The organism is Clostridium sp. (genome assembly GCF_047718555.1).
Taxonomy (GTDB): domain Bacteria; phylum Bacillota; class Clostridia; order Clostridiales; family Clostridiaceae; genus Clostridium_I.
The window spans coordinates 42711-66684 of the sequence record NZ_JBDNRK010000011.1 but is presented as its reverse complement, the minus strand read 5'-3'; the positions used below and the strand labels follow the sequence as shown (position 1 = coordinate 66684).

Sequence of the window (23974 nt, the reverse complement as noted above, 5' to 3'; positions counted from 1 at the left end):
CAGTAATAAAATCTTCACTGCATAATCTAAATAATGCAGTGAACTGGTAAAAGCCTAAGATGGAGTAAAATCTATCTTAGGCTATTTTTTTGTACCTGTAATCATGGAATAATCAAATATATATTATTACCTTGAATAATAGAAATAGAATTCAAGGAGGAGATAACCATGATAATGATAGCTAATAAAAGAGAAGAAGGGCTTCTAAAAAATCTACCAGCGGAGGTAGTAGCAAAAGCATTGGAGATTGCAGCAATTCTTGATGAAAACTACGGAAATCAAAGAGATGCAGAACATGATTTAGGTGGATACATTCTAATAGCAGAAACAGGTGAGGATTTGAAAGCTATTAGAAAGCATGGAAAGTAACCTACCAGAGTATGTAGATGTAATAACCTGCTCCAATGGTGACAAATATACTAACTCCCTAATGCTTCTTAGCAGTGACTACAGCATAAGCCTACTGATATCACTGGAACTAACACCCAAAGAATTGCTAAAGTATTTGGAGTAATAGCAATGGATGCTAATACTACTATTGAAGTAGCTGCTGAAAAAATCGTAATAGAATTTGAAGAATCATTAGTTGCGGATGGTAAATCTTCAAAGACTGAGAACACTAGGGTAGCTGTAACTTGGGAAAAAATAGTAAAGGAATTAACAGTGCAAGTTATAGCATTGGATAGTAAAAACAGAATTTGCAAGGGTAACAGTGACTTGGAAAATAAAATGACCGGTTTAAAAATAAATACTATGTCAATAATTGTCGGCTAAGTTGAGAACGTTCATAAGTTTGTGTAAAATAAAATAGACTAGCTACTTTTAAATTGGAAATTACTATGGGAAATTATTCCTGTAGTAATTTTTAAATTATATGATAATACTAAAGAATGAGTTTATATAGCTTTTATTTCTTATTATTATTTGTAAAAATAGCATTTTTATTCATAAATAAAATAGTACAAGCTTTTATTTGTATTGTTTATATATATTGCTCAAGCCTATCTTTAAACATCAAAGTTAGCTGAGCTAAAGTATAAGCCCAATTAGGTGATGGAGAAGTCCACTTAGTCATAATTTGTTCTGTAGCAAGGTAAAGAGCTTTTCTCAAAGAATTATCCGTAGGAAATGTAGTTCTTATCTTAGTAAATTTTCTTAATTGTCTATTGAATCCCTCAATAGCATTAGTAGTGTATATTATTTTTCTTATTTCCGGAGGAAAATTGAAATAAGTAGATAGATTTTCCCAATTATTATTCCATGAATCTATTACTATAGAATATTTATCTCCCCACGTCTCTTCGAGAGTTTACAGGGCGTTAGCCGCTATATTTTCATTAACAGCCTTATAAACATTTTTAAGATCTTTCATAAACTCTTTACTATCTTTAGATGCAATATATTTTATAGAGTTTCTTATCTGATGAATTATACAGCTTTGTATATTTATATCATGAAAACAGTCTTAATGGCATCAGGTAGTCCTTTAAGACCATCCATACATCCTATAATTATATCTTTAACGCCTCTATTTCTGAGGTCATTACATACTGACAGCCAAAACTTAGCACTTTCTTGTTCACCAATCCATATGCCTAAGATGTCTTTATAACCTTTCAGGCCCAAAGCCATACATATATAAGCAGCTTTATTTATAATCTGATGATCTTCTTTAACTTTAAAATGTATAGCATCCATATATACAATAGGATAAACGGGCTCTAACGCCCTATTTTTCCAAGCAATAGCTGTATTCATGACTTTATCAGTTATCTTAGAGATCATTGCAGGAGAAATATCTACCCCGTAAAGCTCATCAATTTCAGACTTTATGTCATCTACAGGCATACCTCTTGCATAGAGTCCAATTACTTTTTTATCAAGTTCATTGCATACAGTCTCATATTTTTTAACAATTTTAGGTTCAAACTCAGATCTACGATCTCTAGGTACATCAACTTTGACATCACCAAAACTAGTCTTAACGTTTTTAGGTGTATAACCATTTCTATAATTTTTATCATCATTTAAATCTCTATCATACTTTGATCTTCCATTTCAGCTTCTAAAAATTGCTGAATAATATTCCCAAACAATCGCTGCATTAATCTGTTTTTTCCAACTAAATCTTCCATGCTTTTGCACTTATTAACTTCTTTATTTAAATCTATATCTGGTGGATTTATGTCAATAGTGTAGACACTTTTTTTATAAACATTTAAGCAGATTTTCTAGCAATATCTTCATATTGTTGTGGAGTAATAAATCCTGATCTACTATGTATTCTTTTTCTGTTGTACCATGCTTCAATATATTGAAAAATGCATATTTTAGCTTTATAAAAATTCTTATATTTATTCATCAATTTTTCTTCTTTCTTAAGTGAAGCATGAAATGATTCTTGAGGTGAATTATCATATGGATAGCCTTTTTTACTGTAAGAATGACGTATGCCTAATTCATTAAAGTATCCTTCAACCTCACTGCTTGTATATTGTGAACCTAAATCACTATGAATTATAAGAGTTTCGTAATTAGGGTTTTGACTATTTACGGCATTCTTAATAGCTTGTAAAGCCATACTAGCATCAATATTTTTTGAAAAGCACCATCCTATTATCTTAGCACTATAGCAGTCAAATACAGATGCTAGGTAACACCATCCATCTTCCAGTGTATAAATGTAAGTTATATCTGTAAGCCACTTCTCGTTTATTGTACTGGCTGTAAAGTTTTCTTTTATTAGATTTTCTTTTTGCTCTACTCTTTTTTTGCTGGTATTGTATGCTTTCCATTTCTTTATTATAATGGATTTTATATTCATCTTCTTCATTCTTCTTTGAACTCTTTTAAGACTTGGATTAAAACCTTTTTTCATCAATTTTTCGCAAATTTTTGGTGCTCCGTATATTCCTTTAGAATCCTTATATTCTTGATATATTCTTTTGTCCAGTATTTTATCTTCTTTCTCCCATTTAGATGGCTTTCTATGCATATGCTTATAGTATGCAGCTCTGCTTATTCCAAGAGTTTTACACATTATCTTTATGCTGAAGTACTTTTTTATTTTTCTGCAGTAATATTGCTTGTAGATATCAATGAACTTATATATTTCTTCTATTTTGCCTTTGCGAATATGGACAATGCTTTTTTTAATATTTCATTCTCCTCTTGAAGAAGAGCATCTCTTTTAAGTATTTCTTTTATATTATTCTCTTTTTCTTCAGTTCCATCATTTCTTTTCTCTACTTTATTTACCCACTGTCTTATAGTACTTTTTGGTACTCCATATTCGCTGTTAAGTTCTTTATACGTTTTCCCATTGTTAAATAATTCAACTATTGTGTTCTTATATTCTTCTGTATAGCTTTTAACTGTTCTTCCCATCTGTAGACACTTTCCTTCCCTTATTTTTATTTTATCACTTCTGTAAATCTATTCCTTTGTGTCTACACTTTTATACTAACACTATGGTAAAACTAAAATCTTCATATATTTCTACTCCTCTCACAATATTTTAATGATATTATTTCCATTATTACCAGCTATATATACATAAAAAGAACGTACATAGATTTGATTTACATAAATCTATGTACGTTCCCGCTAAGTTGGAAGGATTACTACTTCTTTCTCGCCTAAGAACCGTACTTGTTCCTTACAAAACATACGGCTCAAGCCATCTTTTATCTCAAACAAGTTGGTATTTAAATTTCTTAAATGTCTCTTTCATTAATCTGTATCCTTCTTGGCTGTTGAGTTCTACTTGATTATTATGGGAGTATTTTATTATTGCTGTTAAATGTCTTCCTCCACCGTATTTTACAAGTAGTGATTGATGTTGTTTCTGACAACTTTGATGTAACAATTCTAAGTTATCATAAAGTTCATCACCGCCTAATATGCGAGGTACAATTTGATTAATCTTTAAAGGCTCTGCTCCAACTAATGATTGTTTACATACTCTACACTTATAATTGCTGCGTTTTGCCATTTTCCTTCTACTCAAAACATTATCCCTTATGAACTCCTTTTTGTCTCTTTTCTCAAAATACTCTTTTAAATTGGCATCATCAGGACTATTCTTATACTTAACTACAGCATGTCTTACTATCGGTATCCAGCTCATCTTAAATAACTGAGTTTTGTTATCATGAGGGTCTGTCAATATCCATTTAGCTCTGCTGATGCCCGTATGATCAGCTTTGAAGTACTTTCTGTAAATCCATTTAAATGGCTTGTTGTGGTGTAAATGTTTCAAATGCTTTCTTGTATTAATCCATATATACATATCCAGATTTTCGAATATCTTCTTTGCAACTTGACTTGACCAGTAGTTTCCTATGCCCCTAATTATAGGGTTCAGCTTTGCAATTAGGTCTCCAACTGATTTCCCTAGCATTTGTGTAAAAACATTCTTATATCGTTTCCCTGGCTTTTTTTACACTTGCCTTTGATGGTTTTATTAGTAGTTGCATCTTACTATTAGTTTTACACTGTCTCAGATTAAATCCAAGAAAATCAAATCCTTCACTAATATGTGTAACTTTTGTTTTATCATCTGCAAGCTTTAATCCTCTTTTATCAAGATATGGTTTAAGCTTTTCATACATATTTGTGGCTTCTTCTTTTGTTTTGCATACAACTACAAAATCATCAGCATAGATTGTTACTCCAACCGAATTCCTAGCTAAATAACGTCTTCCTCTATTGAGATAGTATCTAATGCCCAGTTCTTCTTCCATACCATGTAGTGCTATATTGGCTAGCGGAGGTGAGACAAGCTATCCTTATGCAAAGTTGATGATTATGCAAAGTAAACCTAGCTAAGCACTGATTTAGATGGATTGTTGTAGGATTTACTTTGCATAATATCTGACTACTTTAACTTGGAAAGCCAATCAAGCAACGCTGAATCTTCACTCCAATCAGGTAAGTTGCTGTCAACTAAATCAGGATATGCGTTCTCAATGGCCTGACGTTTTAATTCGGTATCACACTTGGCATAGATTTCTGTGGTTTTGATGTCCTCATGACCTAAGAAATATCGTATATATATTAGATTGACACCAGCTTGAAGAAGGTGCATTGCCTTGCTATGCCGAAACATATGAGGTGTTACTTTTTCGGGCACTATCGTTGAGATCCTTCTTGCTGAATGTACATGCTGAGAAATAATATATGCAATTCCCTCTTTAGAAAGCTTGTTATGTTGTTTGTTTGTAAACAAAGGATAATCGCTTTTCCAAAGTTTATTAAGGGAATTCTCCTGAATGTAGTGTTCCAATAAAGTAAGTGTATTTTTCATAAGAGGAACTCTGCGAATTTTATTTCCTTTTCCAGTAAGAATAAGAGCTGCCGGATTGCTCAATACAACATCACGTACCCTAAGATCAGCAAGTTCCTGTACCCTACATCCGGAATCATAAAGGATATCTAAAAGCGTTAAATCTCTACGTCCTTTTGCAGTAGTTTTATCTGGCTGAGATAATAAGACTTGCATAGCTTCAGGTGTTAGATGGGGTATCGATGACTTTTGTGCCTTTTTAATCGGCAGAGAAATTACCTTTTGGAAATGAAGAATTCCTTCTGGTTCCTCGTACTGTGCATAGCGAAAAAAGGAATGTATAGCCGCAAGGCGTTGATTTCTAGTAGAAATTCTACATTTTTTATCTGTTTCTAGCCATTCAAGGAACCCTATAATCAATTCATGCGTTAGCATGCTTAGATTTAGCTTTTCAACATGTATATTTCTCTGCTCATTACAGTATCTAATCAATAGCTTGAAAGTATCTCGGTATGATACTATCGTATTCTTACTTGCATTCTTTTGTTTTGGAAGATATTCGGACAGAAATCCTGTAAGGTGGATTGCAAAATCAGTTGGTCTCATGGTCAGCACCTTCTAACTTAGGAATAATACCAGGAAAGCTTCCTTCCAACTTAATTGATATATCCGGGAATACATCAGCAGTCATTCTAAGATAATATGCAGTTTCCTCAAAGGAATCATGTCCCATATATGTCTTTAACACTGGAAGGTAAACCGAAAGATCCTTTCCTTGGAGAACCCATTGTTTAAGACAGTGGCATGCAAAAGTATGGCGGAAGTCGTGAACACGAGGTCCTTTGCCGCGACCTCCATGGGAAATACCAGCCTTCCATAAGAATCGTCGAAAGTTATGATATACATTAACTATAGTCATAGGCTTATTATTCAATCCCGGAAAAAAGAAATCGCTTCGCTTTGACGTCATATGTACATTATTGGAGTAATCGCGGCAGCATCTTGTTAATTCATCAGACATTGGAACAAAACGACAGTTATCCTTCTTGGAATGCTGAATGGTTAGTACCCCTGTGTCAAGATTTACATCTTCTACTTTAAGGAGTCTTGCTTCCGAAGAACGAAGACCGCATGAGTAAACCATTCGGAAGAATACAGGCATAATTAAATGTCGATATGGGCATTCGTTGACATAATGACACTTGTCTGTCTCATTGAAAAAACGCTGTAATTCATCTACAGTATAAATATATGGAATATAGTGTTCTTCAACTTGAAAATAGCCTTTTGGAATTATGTATGGATTCATATCTATGCTATCCATATATATAGCAAACTGCCGTAGTATAGAAGCTCTTGAACACTGATTGGCCTGTGCCTCATAACTCTTTTTCGAGCACCAGTCCATAACAATTTCCTTTGTAAGCTCTTTTGCTTCAGGATACTTTTTAGCAGTAAATGTAGAGAACCGTAATAGATGATCTGCTTCAGTATTGTACTTATAACCGATAGCCTGTTTTAATTTTACGTGGTTTTCTATATTCTCTGCAAATGGTCCTTTGAAAATATAATTACTCATGGGCACTTACCTCCGCAGTATCCAGGCAACATTCCTTCAGTTTAGCTACATCCACTTTCAAATAAACTGATGTTGAGTCAGTATCTGTATAACCAAGGATATCTGAAATGACTACTAGAGATGTGCCCTGCTCAAGCATTTTCGATGTAGCCGTATGGCGGAGAGAGTGCATACCACGACGCTTTTTCAACGTAGGCAGATGCGCTGTTCTCATATAATTTTGTATTAGTTGAGCTAAGTGGTCTCCTTCTGAAAAAGGTAGGAATGGCGCCATATGCCTTACAAATATGATGGATGAATCAACCTTCGGTCTACCATATTTCAGATAATCAATGACAGCCCATCCCAATTCGGATCGAATTGGGAGTATAACTGTTTCTCTTGTCTTGGACTGGGTAAATATCAGCCTTTTTTCTTCTCAGTGAAAGCAGTCAAAAGTCAGGTTCTTGATATCAGTAACCCTAAGTCCCAACATACAAGCTAGAAGGATAATGGCATAATCCCTTTTCCCTTTTGGACTACCACGGTCAATAGCACCTATAAGTGCGCTTAGTTCTTCCTTTGTCCACACAGAGGGAATTCTTGTCTGTTTACGGGCTTGAACCATTGGTGTTTTTGCAGCTAAATCAGTTTTTAAAATGTCCTGTTCCAGAAGATATCTTAAAAATGCACGGATAGAGCAGATATTCTGTTCCACAGTTTTGTAAGTATATCCAGCTAATGTTTTGATATAGCCATGAATAATTGAGAGACTCATATTACGACAATCATATATGCCTTGCGAAAGCAAGTAATCCATAAATCGCTCTGCTTGATTTACGTAGTGATCAACAGTCACCTTTGAGTAATCTTTGGATTTGCAGTGATTTTTGAAATTACTACTTATACTTCATATAGTAAGGGTCAATCAAAAGTTGTTTGTGTTTATAGTATCGCCTTAAAACGGTATTATGGAGTTGGAAATCTCCAATCATTCTGATGATGCGAAGTTCTTGAGTATCTTTCTGGCACAAGGTTTTATCGAAATCCTTTTTAAAAATCTGAAAATGTTTCTCAACAAAGTCTATCCCCAGTTGTTCTGAGTAATAAGTCTCATTACGCTCTTCTGCGAATTTTATGATTTTTTCCCAGCGGTTATGATAAAATTTCATAGAACCCTCTGTGTAGCCTAATCGTAGCAGTTCCTGCTCTAAGTCCTGTAATAATTCATTAAGTGGTTTCTTTTTCAAAAGAAATACCTCCTTCAATAATTTTGAGTTTTCACTCTATTATCATTGACGAAGATTATGCAAAGTAAACCAAAAAGAGAGTCAGTAAGTATGCGATATTTCAAAGTTTACTTTGCATAATTACTTTCTTTGCATAAGGCGGATTATGCGAAGCTTTGCATAAACCACCTTGAGGAGTGCCAGAATCTGTATTATTAAATGAGTTATTATCAACATATCCTGCTTTTAACCATTTATATATAGTTTCTTTAGCAGGGAATCCCGTTAAACTATCCATAATATATTGATGATTGAGATTATCAAAACATCCCTTGAAGTCACCTTCAAATATCTATTGCCTTGTACTCCTAGATGATAGCTTAGTGAATAGGTTGACAATAGCATCCTGGGCGCTTCGCTTAGGTCTGAATCCATATGAAGAAGGTCCAAATCTCGCTTCCCATTGTGGCTCCAAAGCATTTTTAACAATATTTTGAAATATCCTATCTTTTATGACCGGTATTCCTAAAGGACGCATTTTACCATTTTTCTTGGGTATGTATAATCTTTTTGCTGGCTTAGGTATAATATATTTAATATTATACCCCTTGAGAAGGTTATATAATCTCAATCTGTCACTTGAAGTGAGTATAATCTCAGCATCAACACCAGCAGTTCGTTTGTCTTTGTTATTTTGTGTAACTCTTTTAATTGACATTAACAAATTAGCATTACTTCTAATCATTAGTCTTTGAAGCTTTCTTACTTTTCTTTTCTGTCCCAACTGTTCGGCACGAAAAATCCGTTGGCGAAGTTTCTTCACATATTGACATACTTTCTTCCAGTTAATTAGCGTCCAGTCCTGTATATGTGGAGAAACAGCCGACGTATTAAATTTTTTAATAGTTTTCAAAACATGTTTCTCCTTAAAAAGATTCTTCTTTACGTTTTTTTTCGTGTTGATGACCATGTGGAAGTCTGCCCTCTTTCGAGCGGGTTATCAAACCCTATCCAGCAGGTTATTCTTTCCCCTGGACTTTCGTCCTACTGGCATTCGCTTTCTCCACACTCCTTTGCTCTCTGGTATTGTAGTTTTCTTACGATTACCCTACCTCTCTCGAGGAACACAAAGGGCTTACCAAGTTCCACTAATATTAGATTCAAATGGGTAAGCATCCTTCTCTACTCCGATGGATATATGGGTTACTGCACGATTGGAGGACGATTCAATCTTTTCTATCCATATTAAGCTTGTTACTTCGCAGTACGCTTATCTTCTTTGACGAAGATTACAAAGGTTCAACTCTACGTTTATACTTTCCATTTTTCCCCTAACCCAGTATTGCTTCTGCGTAAAGCAATGCCATTAGGTACTTAACTCTCATGCAATCTACAAACCGATTACTCAGAGTGCGGCTTCAAGCGGGGATACGCCTAGTAACTAACGCAGTTTCCAATGAAACACTAATAATTAGCGACTTCTTTTCGTACCTTCCTATAAGAATAAAGTGAATGGGGAGAATTCAATGCCAAAGAAAAAATTACTATGGTATCCTAACGCAATGTATCATGTAACCTGTAGGGGGAATAGGAGAAGTGATATATTTAAAGATGATCAGGATTATTTAGTTTATTTGGAAAACTTGAAAGAAGCTATGGATTATTATGAGAATAGTTATGAGCTTATTGTGTATACTCTAATGACAAATCATATTCATCTTCAAATAAAAACAAATGAAAAACATATATGGTATTTAATGAGCCGAATAAATAAGTCTTATGCAAGAAACTTTAATAACAAATATAATTATGTAGGACATTTATTTCAAGATAGGTATAATGCAGAAATAATGCAGGAAGATAATTATGTATTAGAGGCCAGTAGATATATTCATTTAAATCCTGTAAGAGCAAAGATGGTCCAAAAACCAGAATTTTATAAATGGAGTAGTTATTCTATGTACATTGGTAATGAAAAAGAAAAATTAAGTTGTAGTGATAAAATATTATCATATTTTAAAGACAAGAATAGAGAATTGTATAAGGGATTTGTTGAGTCTGCAATTAGTAAGTTTAGTTAAATGTTATTAGGCTAATATTCAAAGAGACTAACAAAGAATTGATATTTCAATGTTAGTCTCTATTTTTATTATCCTTAAACTTCTGGTTTTCATATTTTTTCTTAAGTTCAAGTATTTTTTCTAAACTTAAACCTGTGCTTTTAGCTATAATTTCTGTATCGATTACAAGCTTCAAAAGATTCACGGTAGTTTCTTCTTTGCCTTTTTCAATGCCTTATTTGTAACGATAACTGTTACTTGAAAAAAATAGTAAATGTGAATGAGCTGATGTAATGGATGAAAATGAGGAAACTGTAGACTTTATATTTTGCAGTTTTTTTGTGTTTAAAGAGTTATGTAATGTGGTAAAATATATACAAGAAGTGGGGTGAGAGAATAATGGAAAAGAAATTTAATGTTACGGGGACATGTATACCAGAGAAGCATTATATGGTAGATATATCAGAAAAATTAAATGATATAATGGAGTTCATAGAAAATGAAGAGTATTTTATAATAAACAGACCAAGGCAGTACGGAAAAACAACCACTTTATATATGCTTGAAAAAAACCTTGATAAAAATATTGAGTACTTAACTATATCAATAAGCTTTGAAGGTGTAGGAGATTTGATTTTTCAAGAAGAGCAGCGCTTTGTAAAAGTATTTTTACAAATAGTGGCTGATAGCTTATTTTTACATTATGAAGATTTGGCTGACTTTTTGGAAGAACAAAAGAATAAAATTCAGACATTTAATGATTTATCAAGAGCTATAACAAAGTTCATTATAAAAGTTAATAAAAAAGTAGTAATTATGATAGATGAAGTAGATAAAAGCAGTAACAATCAGATGTTTTTGAGCTTTTTAGGTATGTTGAGAAACAAATATTTACTTAGAAATTCGGGGAAAGATAAGACTTTTCATAGTGTAATATTAGCAGGTGTACATGATGTAAAGAGTTTAAAACTAAAGATAAGATCAGATGAAGAGCACAAATACAACAGTCCTTGGAATATAGCTTCAGATTTTGATGTGGATATGAGTTTTTCAAAGGAAGAAATAGGTACTATGTTGGAAGATTACATAAAAAATAAAGGAGTAAAATTAGATAAAGAGTATTTTTCAGATAGACTTTATTTTTACACTTCAGGATATCCTTTTCTTGTGAGTAAGCTTTGTAAAATAATAGATGAAAAAATTATGGATATAAAACAACTAAAGTGGGATAAGGAATATATGGACAGAGCTGTTAAAGAATTTTTAAAAGATAGCAATACTAATTTTGATAGTTTGATCAAAAATCTAGAAAATAATATTGCTTTAAAAGAATTGATAAAGAAGATAACGGTAGATGGTAGTGAAATTACTTATAATAAAGATAATTCTACTATAAACTTGGGTGTAATATATGGAATATTTAAGGATGAGCAGGGAAAATTAAAGCTTCATAATAGAATTTACGAACAAAAAATATACGATTATATGAGTTCTATAATAGAGACTTCTACGAATTTAGGTTTTTACAATGAAAGATCAGAATTTATAAAAAAAGATGGAAGCCTGGATATAGCTAAAGTATTATTAAAGTTTCAGTATTTCATGAAACATGAGTATTCAGAGAGAAGAGAAGGCTTTTTAGAAGAAGATGGAAGATTATTATTTCTTGCTTTTTTAAGTCCTATAATAAATGGCACAGGTTTTGCCTTTAAGGAAGTAAAAGGTGGAGAAGAGAAAAGGTGGAGAAGAGAAAAGGTTTGATATAGCTATAACTTATAATAAAAAGATGTATATATTGGAGCTGAAAATATGGCGTGGAGATAAGTATCATGAAAAAGGACTTGTACAACTAGGCAAATATTTAGAGCAGTATGGGTTAGAACAAGGCTATCTTTTAATATTTGATTTTAGAAAAGTTAAAGGAGTGGCAGGAAAGGTAGAAGAAGTAACGGTTAAAATTAATGAAAAGGAAAAGAAAATTGTGGAAGTTTACTCTTAAAGTATGACCCTTGGGATGAAAATTTAGTTTAACAATCATCTCAGGGTCATTAGCATTATAATTCGGACATTGTATTAGGCAAATAGAATTTTTAGAGGATTTATAGCTTTTGAGTAGAATAATATTTATTGGCATAAAATTATAAATTGGAGTCTTAAATTTATATTATTAGGATGTAATTATCCTAAAGAGAAAGCTGAGGTAATGATTATGAATAAAAAAGATTTGGCTGACTTAAGAAAAGAATTTAAATTAAACAGCTATATGATGTCTATAAAAGAAGTATATAGTATATATTTAAAAAAAGACAATAATGAAATTATAAAAAAAGAACTTAGTTATTTTGATATGTTAGAAATTGAGAAAAAGGAACTTTATTTAAATAATTTTAAAAAGATTCTTACTGGAACCATAGATACAAAAATATTTGAATTGGATTTTAACAGTGAAAACTTAGTAGAAAGTACACAAAATGTATTATATAAGGCATTGAGTTCAGAAGAAAGGGTAGCAGAATATGCTGATAAAATAGTAGAAAAAATATCTCAAAACTATACATATGACACAGATATAGTAATAAATTTTGTAAAAGCTGAGTACTACAAAGGAAGCAAGAAAAGAAGAGAAGAAATAGATGAATCAATAGAAGATTCTGTACAAGCTATCCAGTTCATTTTATGTAGTATAAACAAAGTAGATATTCCTAAAAGAGTTTTGAAATTTGACTATGAAGAAAGGGCCTTTAAACCTAATTCTGCCTTAGATACTACAATAAATTTAAATTCACCTTTAGATGGATTTATGTTTCCTAGTTTTAGTGATGGAAATATGGATGTAAATAAAGTTGTATATTATTCTTCAAAATCAAAACAATTGAATTTGAAATTTGTTGAAGAGGTTTTAAATTGTAGTATAAAACAGACTGCTGTAGAAGAAAAAGAGAGATTTAATGCTATATTGAATGATGTAATTGGTGATAAAATAAAAGCTGATGCTATGCAGGAAATTTATGAAAAAATAAATGAAAAATTAGAAGATAGTATGGACGAAGAGGAACCTACTATGAATATGAAAGAAATTAAGAGGGTTTTAGAAGATAGTGGAATAGAGAATACTGAAGTTTTAGAAAGTTCTTTTGAAGAAATCTGTGGAGGAGATTACGAGTTTAAGGTAAAAAATATAATTCCAGATTTTAAAAGTAAATCCATAAAAATTGAAAATGAAGATACTAGTATAATTATTAATCCAAGAGATTTAAGTTCAGTTAAACAAGTTGTTAATAAAAATGGTACTAGATGCCTTGTAATTGAATTAAGTGAAGATGTAGAGATAAATGGATTTAAGTTAGAAATGGAAGGTGAAGAGAGTAGCAAGCTCACTCCGTTGGCAAAAATCTTGCACTAGGGTAACTGTGACTTGGAATTATATGGCGTTAATTTGGAAAATTAAAAATTTTACTCTAGTGGTATAAAGCTTCATTTAAATTCTTCGATAATTATAGAAAGTAAAAAACATTTTAAGTGGAGTTGATAAAATGAGATTAAGTCATAACTTAGCATCATTAAATATATATTATGCATATACAAAAAACCTTAATAATCAAAGCGGAGCTTTAAATAGATTAAGTTCAGGGAAGAAAATAAATAGTGCACAGGATGACCCCAATGCTATGGCTAAAAGTGAAAAAATGAATATGCAAATACGTGGACTTCAAGCTGGGGCAAAAAATTCACAGGATGGAATAAGTATGTTGCAGGCAGCAGAAGGTGGTATGAACAATATAAGTGATGATCTTCAAAGAATGAGGCAACTTGTTGTATCTTCTGGGGCAGCGGGGATCACAGATGAAGATAAGAAAAATATTCAGCTGGAAATTGATCAGATAAAACAGGATATTAATAATACAGCAAACAATACTGAATTCAATGGTGTTAAACTATTGAATGCCAGTTCACCAACAAGTGGAGTGCCTTATGACAATAAAAATCCAGCCTCCACAATAACTGCAGCAGTAGGTGCAAATCCGGGAGATAGTGTTGTTATACCAAGATTTAATGTTACAACAGGTATGCAGGATTCCACAGGGAATACTTTAGATACTGTAGATGTATCTAAAAATTCTGTAGATGCAAATCTTAGTTTAGTGGATTCAGCTATAGAGAATGTAGTACATGCTAGAAGTGTTTATGGTGGAATAGAGAATAGATTCAATGATAGTTTTAATAACACTAATGAAATATCTGATAAGATTCAAGATGCAGACAGCAGTATAAGTGATGCAGATATAGCTACTGAAATAATGGAATACTCTAAATCAGGTATATTGGTAGATGCAGGCATAGCGATGATGGTACAGACAAACAAATTTCCTCAGGACATATTAAATATATTAAGTCGAGTTAGATAAGATGTAGTATTTTATTGATTTTAATCAATCATATAGAAGTTTAAAGCTGATATTTTTAGTTTAGGAGCTAAAAACATCAGCTTTTTTATATTATTGTATTTTTAATTTAAATATTTTATAAAGTGAATATTTAAATTTGCAGCAAAAAGCTTATCTTATATATAGAACTTTATTTATGGGTGACAGTACAAAGAAGTTCTACTAAATGACAAAAATTACATAAAAATTACATAAAAGCTATAAAAGTGCCTTAATGTGGTAAAACATTTGTAAAATTTTATTAATATATATATAAATTTAAATAATTTTATAGAATATTTAATAAAAGTTTACTATAATAGTTTTATGATTTAAATTTAAATTTTAATAACATTATTTTTTAAGTTTAAAATTTATGTGAATATTAGAAAAAATTTATTAATAACAAATATTGTATTATTATGTAATATAATTTATCATATAATTAAAAGTAGCATATATTGAAGAATTTAATAATAATAAATAATTTAATGTCAAGATTGGAGATGATATTGTGTCGATTGGTAACATTTCTCAAAGCCAATTTACCTATGATTTAGTTAAAAAATCCTTGGATGCAGCAAGTACGAGAGGACAGGTTATAACTAATAACGTAGCGAATGTCAATACTGCAGGTTATAAAGGATATTATGTATCCTTTGAGGATACTCTTAAGAATAGTATGGATAATATAACTATGAAAAAGGATAATCCTTTGCACATGAGTGATGGAAGCGGTTTTGGAGAAATCAGCGTGAAACAGGATACTACAGCCAGTATGAAAAATGATGGAAATAATGTAGATATTGATGCTGAAATGGCTAATCAAGCGCAAAATACATTAATGTATGAAGCATTAATAAATAAGGCCAATGGCATGATTTCCGCTAAAAAATATGTAATAACTGGAGGTAATTAATAAATGGGAGCTTTCAATGCTTTGAATATTAGTTCTAGTGGTCTTTCTGCTGAACGACTGAGAATGGATACAATTTCATCCAATATAGCTAATGTGAATACTACAAGAAGTGAACAAACAGGGCAGCCTTATAGAAGAAAGATAGCTGTATTCCAGGAAAATCTGGATAAAGAACTGAATCTAGGTACTGGCCAGTATGAAAATCAGTTAAAGGGCGTTAAGGCTGTTGGAATTGTGAATGATAATTCCCCCCTTAAACGGGTTTATGATCCAGGTGATCCAGATGCAGATGCCAATGGCTATGTTTCAATGCCCAATGTAGATATATTAAATGAGATGGCAGATTTAATATCCTCCACAAGGGCCTATGAAGCTAATGTAAGCGCTATAGGAGCAGAAAAGAGTATGTTTTCAGCAGCATTAGGAATAGGAAGGTAGAGGCGATAATTATGAATATAAATCAATTTATTCCAAGTAACAGCATAGCAAAGCTAGATAGTATGGTAGGAACAAACACAAATAATAATGTGAATACTGACACCAATGGTGGTTTAGATTTTTCTTCTATATTAAAGGATAAGCTAGATGGAGTTAATGCTCAACAGGTGGCTGCAGATAATATTACTAACCAATTCATACAAGGGGACAATGTGGATGTACATCAGGTTATGCTTTCAGGACAGGAAGCACAGATGTCTCTTCAATTGGCAGTGCAAGTTAGAAATAAAATTGTTGAGGCATATCAGGAATTAAACAGAATGCAAGTGTAATATAGGGAGCGCATGAGATGAATAAGCTTTTAGAGACTTTTGGTAAGCTTAAAAATAAATGGTTAGATTTAAGCAGAACTAAGCAGATAGTAATTGGCGTTTTAATTGTGGGATTAATAGCAGCTATAACGGTATTTGGCATAACTTCAAGTAAAACAAAATATGGAGTGTTATTTTCCAATATGGATGCCAATGATTCAGCTGCCATCATAACTAAATTAAAATCAGATAAAGTGGAATATAAAGTAGATTCCAGTACAAACACTATTTATGTACCGGAAAACAAAGTAGATGATTTAAGATTACAATATGCTACTTCAATAAAAGGCGGCAGTGTAGGTTTTGAACTATTTGATAACAGCAGTCAGCTTGGAATGACAGATCAGCAGTTTAATGTACAGTATCAGAGGGCATTGGAAGGAGAACTGGAGAGGACTATTAAAGGTTTCCCACAGATTGACAATGCAAGAGTTCAAATAGTTATGCCAGATAATTCAGTTTTTGTTAGAGATGGCTCTCTTGCTAAGGCTTCTGTATTTTTAAAGATGAAACCAGGACAAACTTTAACTAAAAATCAAGTAAAGGCAATTGTATCCTTAGTATCTGGAGGGGTTAAGAATTTATCACCCAATGATGTACAGGTGGTAGATGACAATATGACCTTACTAAGTAGTGACTTAAATAACAGCAGCAATCAAGATGTGTCTGCAACTACTGCTCAAAGAAATGATATAGAGGCAAAGGAAGAACAACAACTTCAAGAAAAAGTATTAAATCAATTAGTACCTATTTATGGCAGGGATAATGTTAAAGTACAGGTTCATGCTGATATGAATTTTGATTCCACTCAGCAAAATTCTACAACTATAAGCAATCCAACAGTAATAAGTGAACATAATACTAATGACGTGACTCCAGGTGGTACTACTGCAGCAGCAGGGGCAAGTCCTACAAATAATAATGTTAATTCTAATCAAATAGTTAATAATAATAACAATAATAATGGTAATGCCACCCATAACGAAACCATTAGAAATTATGACACCAATAGAGTGGAAACAAAAACAGAAGTAGCACCTGGAAATATAAACAGGTTAACAGTTTCTATAGTGGTGAATGAAGCTAATATACCCGCAAATGAACAGGCATCTATAAACAATATAGTAAATCAGGCTGTAGGTTTTAATCAGCAAAGAGGTGACAGTATTAGTGTTGAGGGAATGAGATTTGATACTACACTTCAAAATAATGCAAGAAACGCATTAAATCAGATGAATCAGCAGGCTCAGCAACAGCAAAGAATGAGACTATATACTGCAATTGGCATAGGGGCTGCAGCTGTAATAGCTGCAATTGCAGCAGGTATAATTGTGCTAGTGCGAAGGAGAAGAAAAGCAGCAGAAGAAGATGAAGATGAGACTACAAGTCTTGATGCTATAATTGATGACAGTATAGTACCAAAGGAACAGGTTAAATATGATCCTATAGACTTTGAACAGGAAGATGAAAAATCACATATAGAAAACGAAGTTAAAAAATATGCTAGCACGAAACCAGATCAGGTTGCTGATGTCGTTAAGGCTTGGATTTCAGAAAATGAGGGGTGATGGTATATGGCTACTGATAAAAAATTAACTGGAATACAAAAGGCTGCTATACTGTTTATAACTTTGGGGCCGGAGACATCGGCAGGAATAATAAAAAGATTACCTGAAAGGGAAATACAAAAGATTACCTATGAAATAGCAAATATGACTTCTGTTACAAAAGAGCAAAGACAGGGAATACTGGCAGAGTTTATAGAAATGAATAAGGCTAAAGAGTATTTACTTGAAGGTGGAATTGAATATGCAAAAGATCTACTTTCAAAGGCTCTTGGAAGTCAAAGGGCTAAAGAAATATTAGAAAAAGTTGTAGAGGCTACAGAACAGTATAGACCCTTTTCTATTGCAAGAAAAGCGGATGCTCATCAATTGTTAAATGTAATTAATAGTGAGCATCCACAAACTATAGCACTTATACTTTGTTACCTTCAAGCTGATAAAGCAGGTCAGATACTGTCAGCTTTATCAGAAGAGCTTCAGGGTGAAGTAGCCTATAGAATTGCAACTATGAGTAATACATCGCCTATGGTAATAAAGGAAATTGAAAAGGTGTTGAATACTAAATTGTCCTCCGTGGTTAGATCTGATGTAACTGTACTTGGAGGAGTGGAAACAATAGTTGACATTCTTAATCAGGTGGATAGAACTACTGAAAAGAACATTACAGAAGAACTTGAAAAAGAGGATCAAGAACTTGCTGAAAAAATTAAGCAATCTATGTTTGTATTTGAGGATATTGTTACTATGGATGATGTTTCTATACAAAGAGTTCTTAGAGAGCTTGATAATAAGGATGTGGCATTGGCACTTAAAGGCTCTTCAGAAGAGGTGGCAAACTGTATCTTCAGAAATCAATCTAAGAGAGCTTCTACTGCACTAAAGGAGGATATAGAGTTCCTGGGTCCAGTAAGGCTTCTTGATGTGGAAAAGGCACAGCAGAAGATTGTTGGCATAATAAGAAGATTGGATGACGCCGGTGAAATAGTAATTGCGAGAGGTGGAGAAGATGCCATTATCGTCTAGTGTTATTAAGAATACTAAAGTAATTGCTCAAGGGAAAAAAGAAATAATTACAGAAAGTAATATAGAAGAGAAGCAGCAGTCTTTGGAAGAAATTAAAGATATAATAAAAAATAATGGTAGTGAAAATATAGATAAATTTGATGAAATTGCTAAGGCTATTATAGAAAAGGCAAAATTAGAAGCAGAAGACATAAGGGTTAAAGCTATTAATGATGCTGAGTTTATGAAAAATGAAGCCCATAATAAAGGCTATGAAGAAGGAAAACAGCAGGGCTATAATGATTCTTACAATGAAACTATAGAAAAAAACAAAGCAGAAGCTGATAATATTATGTCTAATGCTGAAAACAATGCTTCTAATCTTATTAATAGTGCAAAAATCCAATATGAAAAATATCTTTTGGATAAGCAAGTAAATATAAAAGAATTGGCTCTTTTTATCGCTAAGCAAATTTTAAAGAGAGAAGTTAAAGAAGAACAGGGCATTGATGACATGATCTATGATGCAGTGTCTACAGCTAAAAATAGTGCTCTTATAATTATAAAATGCAACAGTCTTCATTATAATTCACTAAGTGATGCTGTGGAACTTTGGAAGAAACAAATACCTTTAAAAGGTGAGATATTTGTTATAGAAGATAATTTCATAGAGAATGACAGTGCCATTATTGAAAAGGACAATGGCAAGATTGAATTGAGTATAAGTATAGGTTTAGAAAAGATAAAAGAAGAACTTATGAATTAATGTATCTTAAAAAAATAAATATATTGATTAGTTATTTATTTGAAGACACATAATGAGGAGAATACATATGATTTCTTTGGACTTTAATGCATTGATGAGAAAAGTAGAAGAGTGCAGTACAGCCTATGTGGAAGGCGTAGTTAGTAAGGTAATAGGTCTTACTATTGAAGTAGAAGGAATCAAAGCCTTTGTAGGTGAAGTTTGTAAAATATATAATGAGAAAAATACTCCTGTAGAATGTGAAGTGGTAGGGTTTAGAGAGAAAAATATAATATTAATGCCCTTAGGTGAGCTTATAGGAATAGCATCAGGATGCAGAGTTGTGCCTACTGGAAAACCTCTTAATGTTAAATGTTCAGACGAACTTTTTGGAAGAGTGCTAGATGGTCTTGGTAAGCCTTTGGACAATGTAAAAATAGATAGGGGCAGCTATTACAAGCTTGACAGCGACCCTCCTGATCCACTTAAAAGGAGAAGAATAAAAGATGTAATGTATACAGGTGTAAGAGCTATAGACGGATTTTTAACTTGTGGTGAAGGTCAAAGAGTAGGAATATTTGCAGGTAGTGGAGTAGGAAAAAGTACAACTTTAGGTATGATAGCAAGAGAAGCTAAGGCTGATGTAAATGTAATAGCTCTTATAGGTGAAAGAGGAAGAGAAGTTCTTGACTTCATCGAAAAAGATCTTGGTGAGGAAGGAATGAAGAAGTCAATTATAGTGTGTGCTACTTCAGATAGACCTGCCTTGGTAAGATTAAAGGGAGCTTTTACAGCTACAGCCATTGCAGAATATTTTAGGGATCAAGGGAAAAAAGTTATACTCATGATGGATTCTGTCACAAGATTCGCTATGGCTCAGAGAGAAATTGGACTTGCTATTGGAGAGCCTCCAGCTACTAAAGGATATACACCTTCTGTTTTTGCTATGCTTCCAAGGCTTATGGAGAGGTCTGGTATGTCAGATAAGGGTTCTATTACTGCTTTCTATACAGTGCTTGTAGATGGAGATGATTTTAACGAACCTATAGCAGATGCTGTAAGGGGTATTTTGGATGGTCATATAGTATTATCAAGGGATTTAGCTGCAAAAAACCATTATCCTGCTATTGATACCTTGAAAAGTATAAGCAGACTTATGTCAGAAATAGCCGATGATGATCACAAACAGGCAGCTTCTGCCGCCAGAGATTTACTTGCAACCTATCATGATTCTGAGGATTTAATAAACTTAGGGGCCTATGTGAGGGGAAGCAATAAAAAGATAGATATAGCAATACATTATCATGATCATATTGTTAATTATTTGAAGCAGGAAATAAATGAAAAGTCGAATTTTGAAGAAAGTAGAAATAAACTGGTTCAGATGTTTAGTTGATTTATTTACGAGAGGTAAATATTATGGAAAACTTTAAATTCAGGCTTCAAAAGCTTTTAGATATAAGAAAAGATGAAGAAGAAGAGAGCAAAATTAATTTTAAAAAATCACAGCAGGAAAAAATTAATGCAGAGAAAAGTCTTGAAAAATTAAATGATAATTATAAAAAATTCAGCGAAGAAAGAAAATACGGTTCCATTGTTCAGCAAAAAATGACACAGGCTTATTTAAACTCTCTTTCAGGTTGCATTGATCAGGCCAGTAGGGAACTTACAAATAAAGAAACTCAACTAGATCAGCATAGGGAGGAACTTAAGCAAAAGCAGATAGACAGAAAGACCGTGGAAATTTTAAGAGATAAGCAAAAGGCTAGGTTTGTTAGAGAACAGAATTTAGCTGAACAAAAAGCTAATGACGAATTTGCATTGTATGGGTTTATAAGAAAATTTGAAAGGAGGTGAAAGGGTGAGTGAAATAAATATATCAACTAGTATTAAGGATATAATTGCTGTCTCTAATGTAACAAAAGGAAATAAGGCGGTTAAAAATAGCAATAGTTCGAAATTTCAAGATTTTTTAGGTGAAGCATCAGATAGTAAGTCAGGTGACAAAGTTGATTTATATAGTAATGATTTGGGTAGTTCATCATCAGATAAAGATGATAATACCGTAGAAAAATCTGATGAACACAATAATTTAAAAGACATTTCCAGTAAGAAACAATTGCTTGGAAAAATAGGACAAAATATTCAAGAACTACTTGCTTTGATGTGTCAGCAGTCAAAGGCAGTTAATATTCAGAAGGAAAGCATTACAGATAGTAATTCATCTGTAATAAATGAATTCGTTGATAGTATAAAACAAGTAGACACTATAGCCGCTGGAGAGAATAAATTTTCATTGAATGACATAAATTCTAAAATTTCTTTAATTATATCAGATATTAAGGGTATTTCAGACGGTACAAAAAATGTTGATTTAGAGAATATACAAGATAATAAAAACAATAGTGTATTGAGTAATGAAGAGATAAGCACATTGAAAAGTATTTTATCAGAACTTGAGAATTTAAATGGAAATGACAATACATCAGTTAATGAATCATTGTCAGGAAATGATTTGTTAGGTAATGATAATATCATCAATGCTAGCAATAACATTAAAAATATTGATTTTGGAAATCAAAGTATATCACAAACTATTGCTAATTTGAAATCTTTAGAATTGATTAATACATCTGATATTTTGCAGCAGAACCATATAAACCAAATTGAAATAGATGAGACTTTAGGTGATGAAAAATTCATAGGACATATGGTGAATGAGTTAAAGAAAGTAATTTCTTTTGGAACTCACAGTGAAACTAGTTTAGCTGCTAATAAAAACAATTTTTTATCTGATAAATTAAATCTAAAAAATTCTTCTAAGGTATTTGGAATACAAAATAGCAGCGAGGAAGATAAAAATAATAGTCTGCTAAATGCTAAGGAAATAAGCACATTGAAAAGTATTTTATCAGAACTTGAGAATTTAAATGGAAATGATAAGACATCAGTTAATGAATCATTGTCAGGAAATGATTTGTTAGGTAATGATAATATCATCAATGCTGGCAATAACATTAAAAATATTGATGGTGAAAATCAAAGTATATCACAAACTACTGCTAATTTGAAATCTTTAGAATTGATTAATACATCTGATATTTTCCAGCAGAACCATATAAACCAAATTGAAATAGGTGAGACTTTAGGTGATGAAAAATTTATAGGACGTATAGTGAATGAGTTAAAGAAAGTAATTTCTTTTGGAGCTCACAGTGAGGGTAGTTTAGCTGCTAATAAAAATAATTTTTTATCTGATAAATTAAATCTAAAAAATTCCTCTAAGGTACTTGCCATACAAAATAGCAGCGAGGAAGATAAAAATAATAGTTTACTAAATGCTAAGGAAATAAGCACATTGAAAAGTATTTTATCAGAACTTGAGAATTTAAATGGAAATGATAAGACATCAGTTAATGAATCATTGTCAGGAAATGATTTGTTAGGTAATGATAATATCATCAATGCTGGCAATAACATTAAAAATATTGATGGTGAAAATCAAAGTATATCACAAACTACTACTAATTTGAAATCTTTAGAATTGATTAATACATCTGGTATTTTGCAGCAGAATCATATAAATCAAATTAAGACAGATGGAACTTCAGATAGTACAAAAAATGGTATCCTAGAGAATCCACAGGAAAATAAAAATAGTAGTCTGTTAGATGCTAAAGAAATAAGCACATTAAAGAATATTTTATCAGAACTTGAGAATTTAAATGAAAATAATAAGACATCAGTTAACAAATCATTGTCAGCAGATAATTTGTCACAAAATAAAGATAATGATTTTTTGAGACAACTTATAAATAATGATAATTCTGACAACCAATATTCTAAAGTAATTAATATTATGAATCAGTTTACATTGAACAATGCCAATGGCAGCAGACAAAATGAAGATATACAGCCAACGGTAATAAATAAAACTAATTTTACTTCAGATATAATTAAAAGTTTAAGTTATATGGAAGACAATAATGTAAAAGATATGACTGTAAAAATAATGCCAAAGGAATTAGGAGAAGTAATGATAAAGATAACCTCAGATAGTGGTATTATGAAAGCAACTATAACTGCAACTAACAAGGATGCTTATAATCTGTTGAATTCTAATTTACATGAAATAAGTAATAGCTTAAATAATAACCATATTAAGATACACAGTCTGGATATAAATATATACAACAATGATACAACTTATTTCAGTAACAACAGTAATTTTAGTCAGTTTGATGGCAGACAAAATGAAAACACTAATAATCAGAGCAGTAATTTAAATTTAAATAATAATTTAAATGAAAGCCAGGATAAATTAGAAAATGAAATAGCTGAAAATAATAATGTTAATGTTTTAGTATAAAGGAGGT

General features: G+C 32.0%; 27 protein-coding genes and 2 pseudogenes. 16 read left to right on the top strand and 13 right to left on the bottom strand.

Annotated elements, in window-relative coordinates:
* Positions 1 to 168 precede the first annotated feature (168 nt).
* The 3 genes from ABF633_RS06790 to ABF633_RS06780 are packed head-to-tail and all read left to right on the top strand — an operon-like array spanning position 169 to position 774.
* On the top strand, positions 169 to 369 hold the full coding sequence (locus tag ABF633_RS06790) for a hypothetical protein (protein ID WP_415522893.1): 201 nt from the start codon (positions 169 to 171) through the stop codon (positions 367 to 369).
* Positions 359 to 514: a hypothetical protein gene (locus tag ABF633_RS06785; RefSeq protein WP_415522892.1), complete on the top strand. Its 156-nt coding sequence runs from the start codon at positions 359 to 361 to the stop codon at positions 512 to 514. Before ABF633_RS06790 ends, ABF633_RS06785 begins: the two co-directional genes overlap by 11 nt.
* A 5-nt stretch (positions 515 to 519) precedes the next feature.
* Positions 520 to 774, top strand: a complete 255-nt coding sequence (locus tag ABF633_RS06780) for a hypothetical protein (RefSeq protein WP_415522891.1) — start codon at positions 520 to 522, stop codon at positions 772 to 774.
* 208 nt (positions 775 to 982) lie between these two features.
* Here the strand turns inward: ABF633_RS06780 and ABF633_RS06775 are convergent.
* From ABF633_RS06775 to ABF633_RS06720, 12 genes and pseudogenes are all read right to left on the bottom strand, one after another.
* Positions 983 to 2135, bottom strand: a pseudogene (locus ABF633_RS06775) (IS256 family transposase).
* Between the two features lie 83 nt (positions 2136 to 2218).
* Positions 2219 to 3067 (bottom strand): IS3 family transposase, encoded by an 849-nt coding sequence (locus ABF633_RS06770; RefSeq protein WP_415522929.1) that lies wholly within the window; start codon positions 3065 to 3067, stop codon positions 2219 to 2221.
* Between the two features lie 50 nt (positions 3068 to 3117).
* A complete protein-coding gene (locus ABF633_RS06765; protein ID WP_003446781.1) occupies positions 3118 to 3387 on the bottom strand; it encodes a transposase in 270 nt (89 codons plus the stop codon).
* A 304-nt stretch (positions 3388 to 3691) separates the two neighbouring features.
* Positions 3692 to 4402 carry a group II intron maturase-specific domain-containing protein gene (locus ABF633_RS06760; RefSeq protein ID WP_415522890.1) on the bottom strand — a complete coding sequence of 237 codons (711 nt, stop codon included), beginning with the start codon at positions 4400 to 4402 and terminating at the stop codon, positions 3692 to 3694.
* Between the two features lie 16 nt (positions 4403 to 4418).
* On the bottom strand, positions 4419 to 4745 hold the full coding sequence (locus ABF633_RS06755; protein ID WP_415522889.1) for a reverse transcriptase domain-containing protein: 327 nt from the start codon (positions 4743 to 4745) through the stop codon (positions 4419 to 4421).
* A 134-nt stretch (positions 4746 to 4879) separates the two neighbouring features.
* Positions 4880 to 5893 carry a site-specific integrase gene (locus ABF633_RS06750; RefSeq protein ID WP_415522888.1) on the bottom strand — a complete coding sequence of 338 codons (1014 nt, stop codon included), beginning with the start codon at positions 5891 to 5893 and terminating at the stop codon, positions 4880 to 4882.
* Positions 5880 to 6866 carry a tyrosine-type recombinase/integrase gene (locus ABF633_RS06745; RefSeq protein ID WP_415522887.1) on the bottom strand — a complete coding sequence of 329 codons (987 nt, stop codon included), beginning with the start codon at positions 6864 to 6866 and terminating at the stop codon, positions 5880 to 5882. The genes ABF633_RS06750 and ABF633_RS06745 overlap by 14 nt, the downstream gene beginning before the upstream one ends.
* Positions 6859 to 7227 (bottom strand): tyrosine-type recombinase/integrase, encoded by a 369-nt coding sequence (locus ABF633_RS06740; protein WP_415522928.1) that lies wholly within the window; start codon positions 7225 to 7227, stop codon positions 6859 to 6861. Before ABF633_RS06740 ends, ABF633_RS06745 begins: the two co-directional genes overlap by 8 nt.
* 57 nt (positions 7228 to 7284) lie before the next feature.
* Positions 7285 to 7665, bottom strand: coding sequence for a tyrosine-type recombinase/integrase (locus ABF633_RS06735; RefSeq protein ID WP_415522886.1), 381 nt, complete (start codon positions 7663 to 7665; stop codon positions 7285 to 7287).
* 79 nt (positions 7666 to 7744) lie between these two features.
* Positions 7745 to 8095, bottom strand: a complete 351-nt coding sequence (locus tag ABF633_RS06730; RefSeq protein WP_415522885.1) for a hypothetical protein — start codon at positions 8093 to 8095, stop codon at positions 7745 to 7747.
* A 100-nt stretch (positions 8096 to 8195) separates the two neighbouring features.
* Positions 8196 to 8372 carry a hypothetical protein gene (locus ABF633_RS06725; RefSeq protein WP_415522884.1) on the bottom strand — a complete coding sequence of 59 codons (177 nt, stop codon included), beginning with the start codon at positions 8370 to 8372 and terminating at the stop codon, positions 8196 to 8198.
* A gap of 54 nt (positions 8373 to 8426) precedes the next feature.
* Complete coding sequence (locus ABF633_RS06720) at positions 8427 to 9044, bottom strand: reverse transcriptase N-terminal domain-containing protein (RefSeq protein ID WP_415522883.1); 618 nt, start codon at positions 9042 to 9044, stop codon at positions 8427 to 8429.
* 556 nt (positions 9045 to 9600) lie between these two features.
* On the opposite strand from ABF633_RS06720, the gene ABF633_RS06715 reads away from it, so the two are divergent.
* Entirely contained in the window at positions 9601 to 10155 is a 555-nt protein-coding gene (locus ABF633_RS06715) for a transposase (RefSeq protein WP_415522882.1), read from the top strand.
* A 52-nt stretch (positions 10156 to 10207) separates the two neighbouring features.
* Here the strand turns inward: ABF633_RS06715 and ABF633_RS06710 are convergent, their stop codons facing one another.
* A complete protein-coding gene (locus ABF633_RS06710; RefSeq protein ID WP_415522881.1) occupies positions 10208 to 10330 on the bottom strand; it encodes a hypothetical protein in 123 nt (40 codons plus the stop codon).
* 203 nt (positions 10331 to 10533) lie between these two features.
* Here ABF633_RS06710 and ABF633_RS06705 point away from each other — a divergent pair.
* From ABF633_RS06705 to ABF633_RS06650, 12 genes and pseudogenes are all read left to right on the top strand, one after another.
* A pseudogene (locus ABF633_RS06705) lies at positions 10534 to 12133 on the top strand (AAA-like domain-containing protein).
* Between the two features lie 210 nt (positions 12134 to 12343).
* Positions 12344 to 13537 carry a DUF4317 domain-containing protein gene (locus ABF633_RS06700; protein ID WP_415522880.1) on the top strand — a complete coding sequence of 398 codons (1194 nt, stop codon included), beginning with the start codon at positions 12344 to 12346 and terminating at the stop codon, positions 13535 to 13537.
* 130 nt (positions 13538 to 13667) lie between these two features.
* On the top strand, positions 13668 to 14540 hold the full coding sequence (locus ABF633_RS06695; protein WP_415522879.1) for a flagellin: 873 nt from the start codon (positions 13668 to 13670) through the stop codon (positions 14538 to 14540).
* Positions 14541 to 15072: 532 nt separating this feature from the next.
* Positions 15073 to 15477 (top strand): flagellar basal body rod protein FlgB, encoded by a 405-nt coding sequence (flgB, locus tag ABF633_RS06690; RefSeq protein WP_415522878.1) that lies wholly within the window; start codon positions 15073 to 15075, stop codon positions 15475 to 15477.
* Positions 15478 to 15480: 3 nt separating this feature from the next.
* Positions 15481 to 15915, top strand: coding sequence for a flagellar basal body rod protein FlgC (gene flgC, locus ABF633_RS06685; protein WP_415522877.1), 435 nt, complete (start codon positions 15481 to 15483; stop codon positions 15913 to 15915).
* A gap of 11 nt (positions 15916 to 15926) precedes the next feature.
* Positions 15927 to 16247 carry a flagellar hook-basal body complex protein FliE gene (gene fliE / locus ABF633_RS06680; protein WP_415522876.1) on the top strand — a complete coding sequence of 107 codons (321 nt, stop codon included), beginning with the start codon at positions 15927 to 15929 and terminating at the stop codon, positions 16245 to 16247.
* Between the two features lie 17 nt (positions 16248 to 16264).
* Complete coding sequence (gene fliF / locus ABF633_RS06675; protein ID WP_415522875.1) at positions 16265 to 17854, top strand: flagellar basal-body MS-ring/collar protein FliF; 1590 nt, start codon at positions 16265 to 16267, stop codon at positions 17852 to 17854.
* Positions 17855 to 17860: 6 nt separating this feature from the next.
* Positions 17861 to 18874, top strand: coding sequence for a flagellar motor switch protein FliG (fliG, locus tag ABF633_RS06670; protein ID WP_415522874.1), 1014 nt, complete (start codon positions 17861 to 17863; stop codon positions 18872 to 18874).
* Positions 18858 to 19619, top strand: coding sequence for a flagellar assembly protein FliH (locus tag ABF633_RS06665; protein ID WP_415522873.1), 762 nt, complete (start codon positions 18858 to 18860; stop codon positions 19617 to 19619). Before fliG ends, ABF633_RS06665 begins: the two co-directional genes overlap by 17 nt.
* A gap of 67 nt (positions 19620 to 19686) precedes the next feature.
* Positions 19687 to 20994, top strand: a complete 1308-nt coding sequence (gene fliI, locus ABF633_RS06660; RefSeq protein WP_415522872.1) for a flagellar protein export ATPase FliI — start codon at positions 19687 to 19689, stop codon at positions 20992 to 20994.
* A gap of 23 nt (positions 20995 to 21017) precedes the next feature.
* Positions 21018 to 21455 (top strand): flagellar export protein FliJ, encoded by a 438-nt coding sequence (gene fliJ, locus ABF633_RS06655; RefSeq protein WP_415522871.1) that lies wholly within the window; start codon positions 21018 to 21020, stop codon positions 21453 to 21455.
* Positions 21456 to 21459: 4 nt separating this feature from the next.
* Positions 21460 to 23967 carry a flagellar hook-length control protein FliK gene (locus ABF633_RS06650; protein WP_415522870.1) on the top strand — a complete coding sequence of 836 codons (2508 nt, stop codon included), beginning with the start codon at positions 21460 to 21462 and terminating at the stop codon, positions 23965 to 23967.
* Positions 23968 to 23974 lie beyond the last annotated feature (7 nt).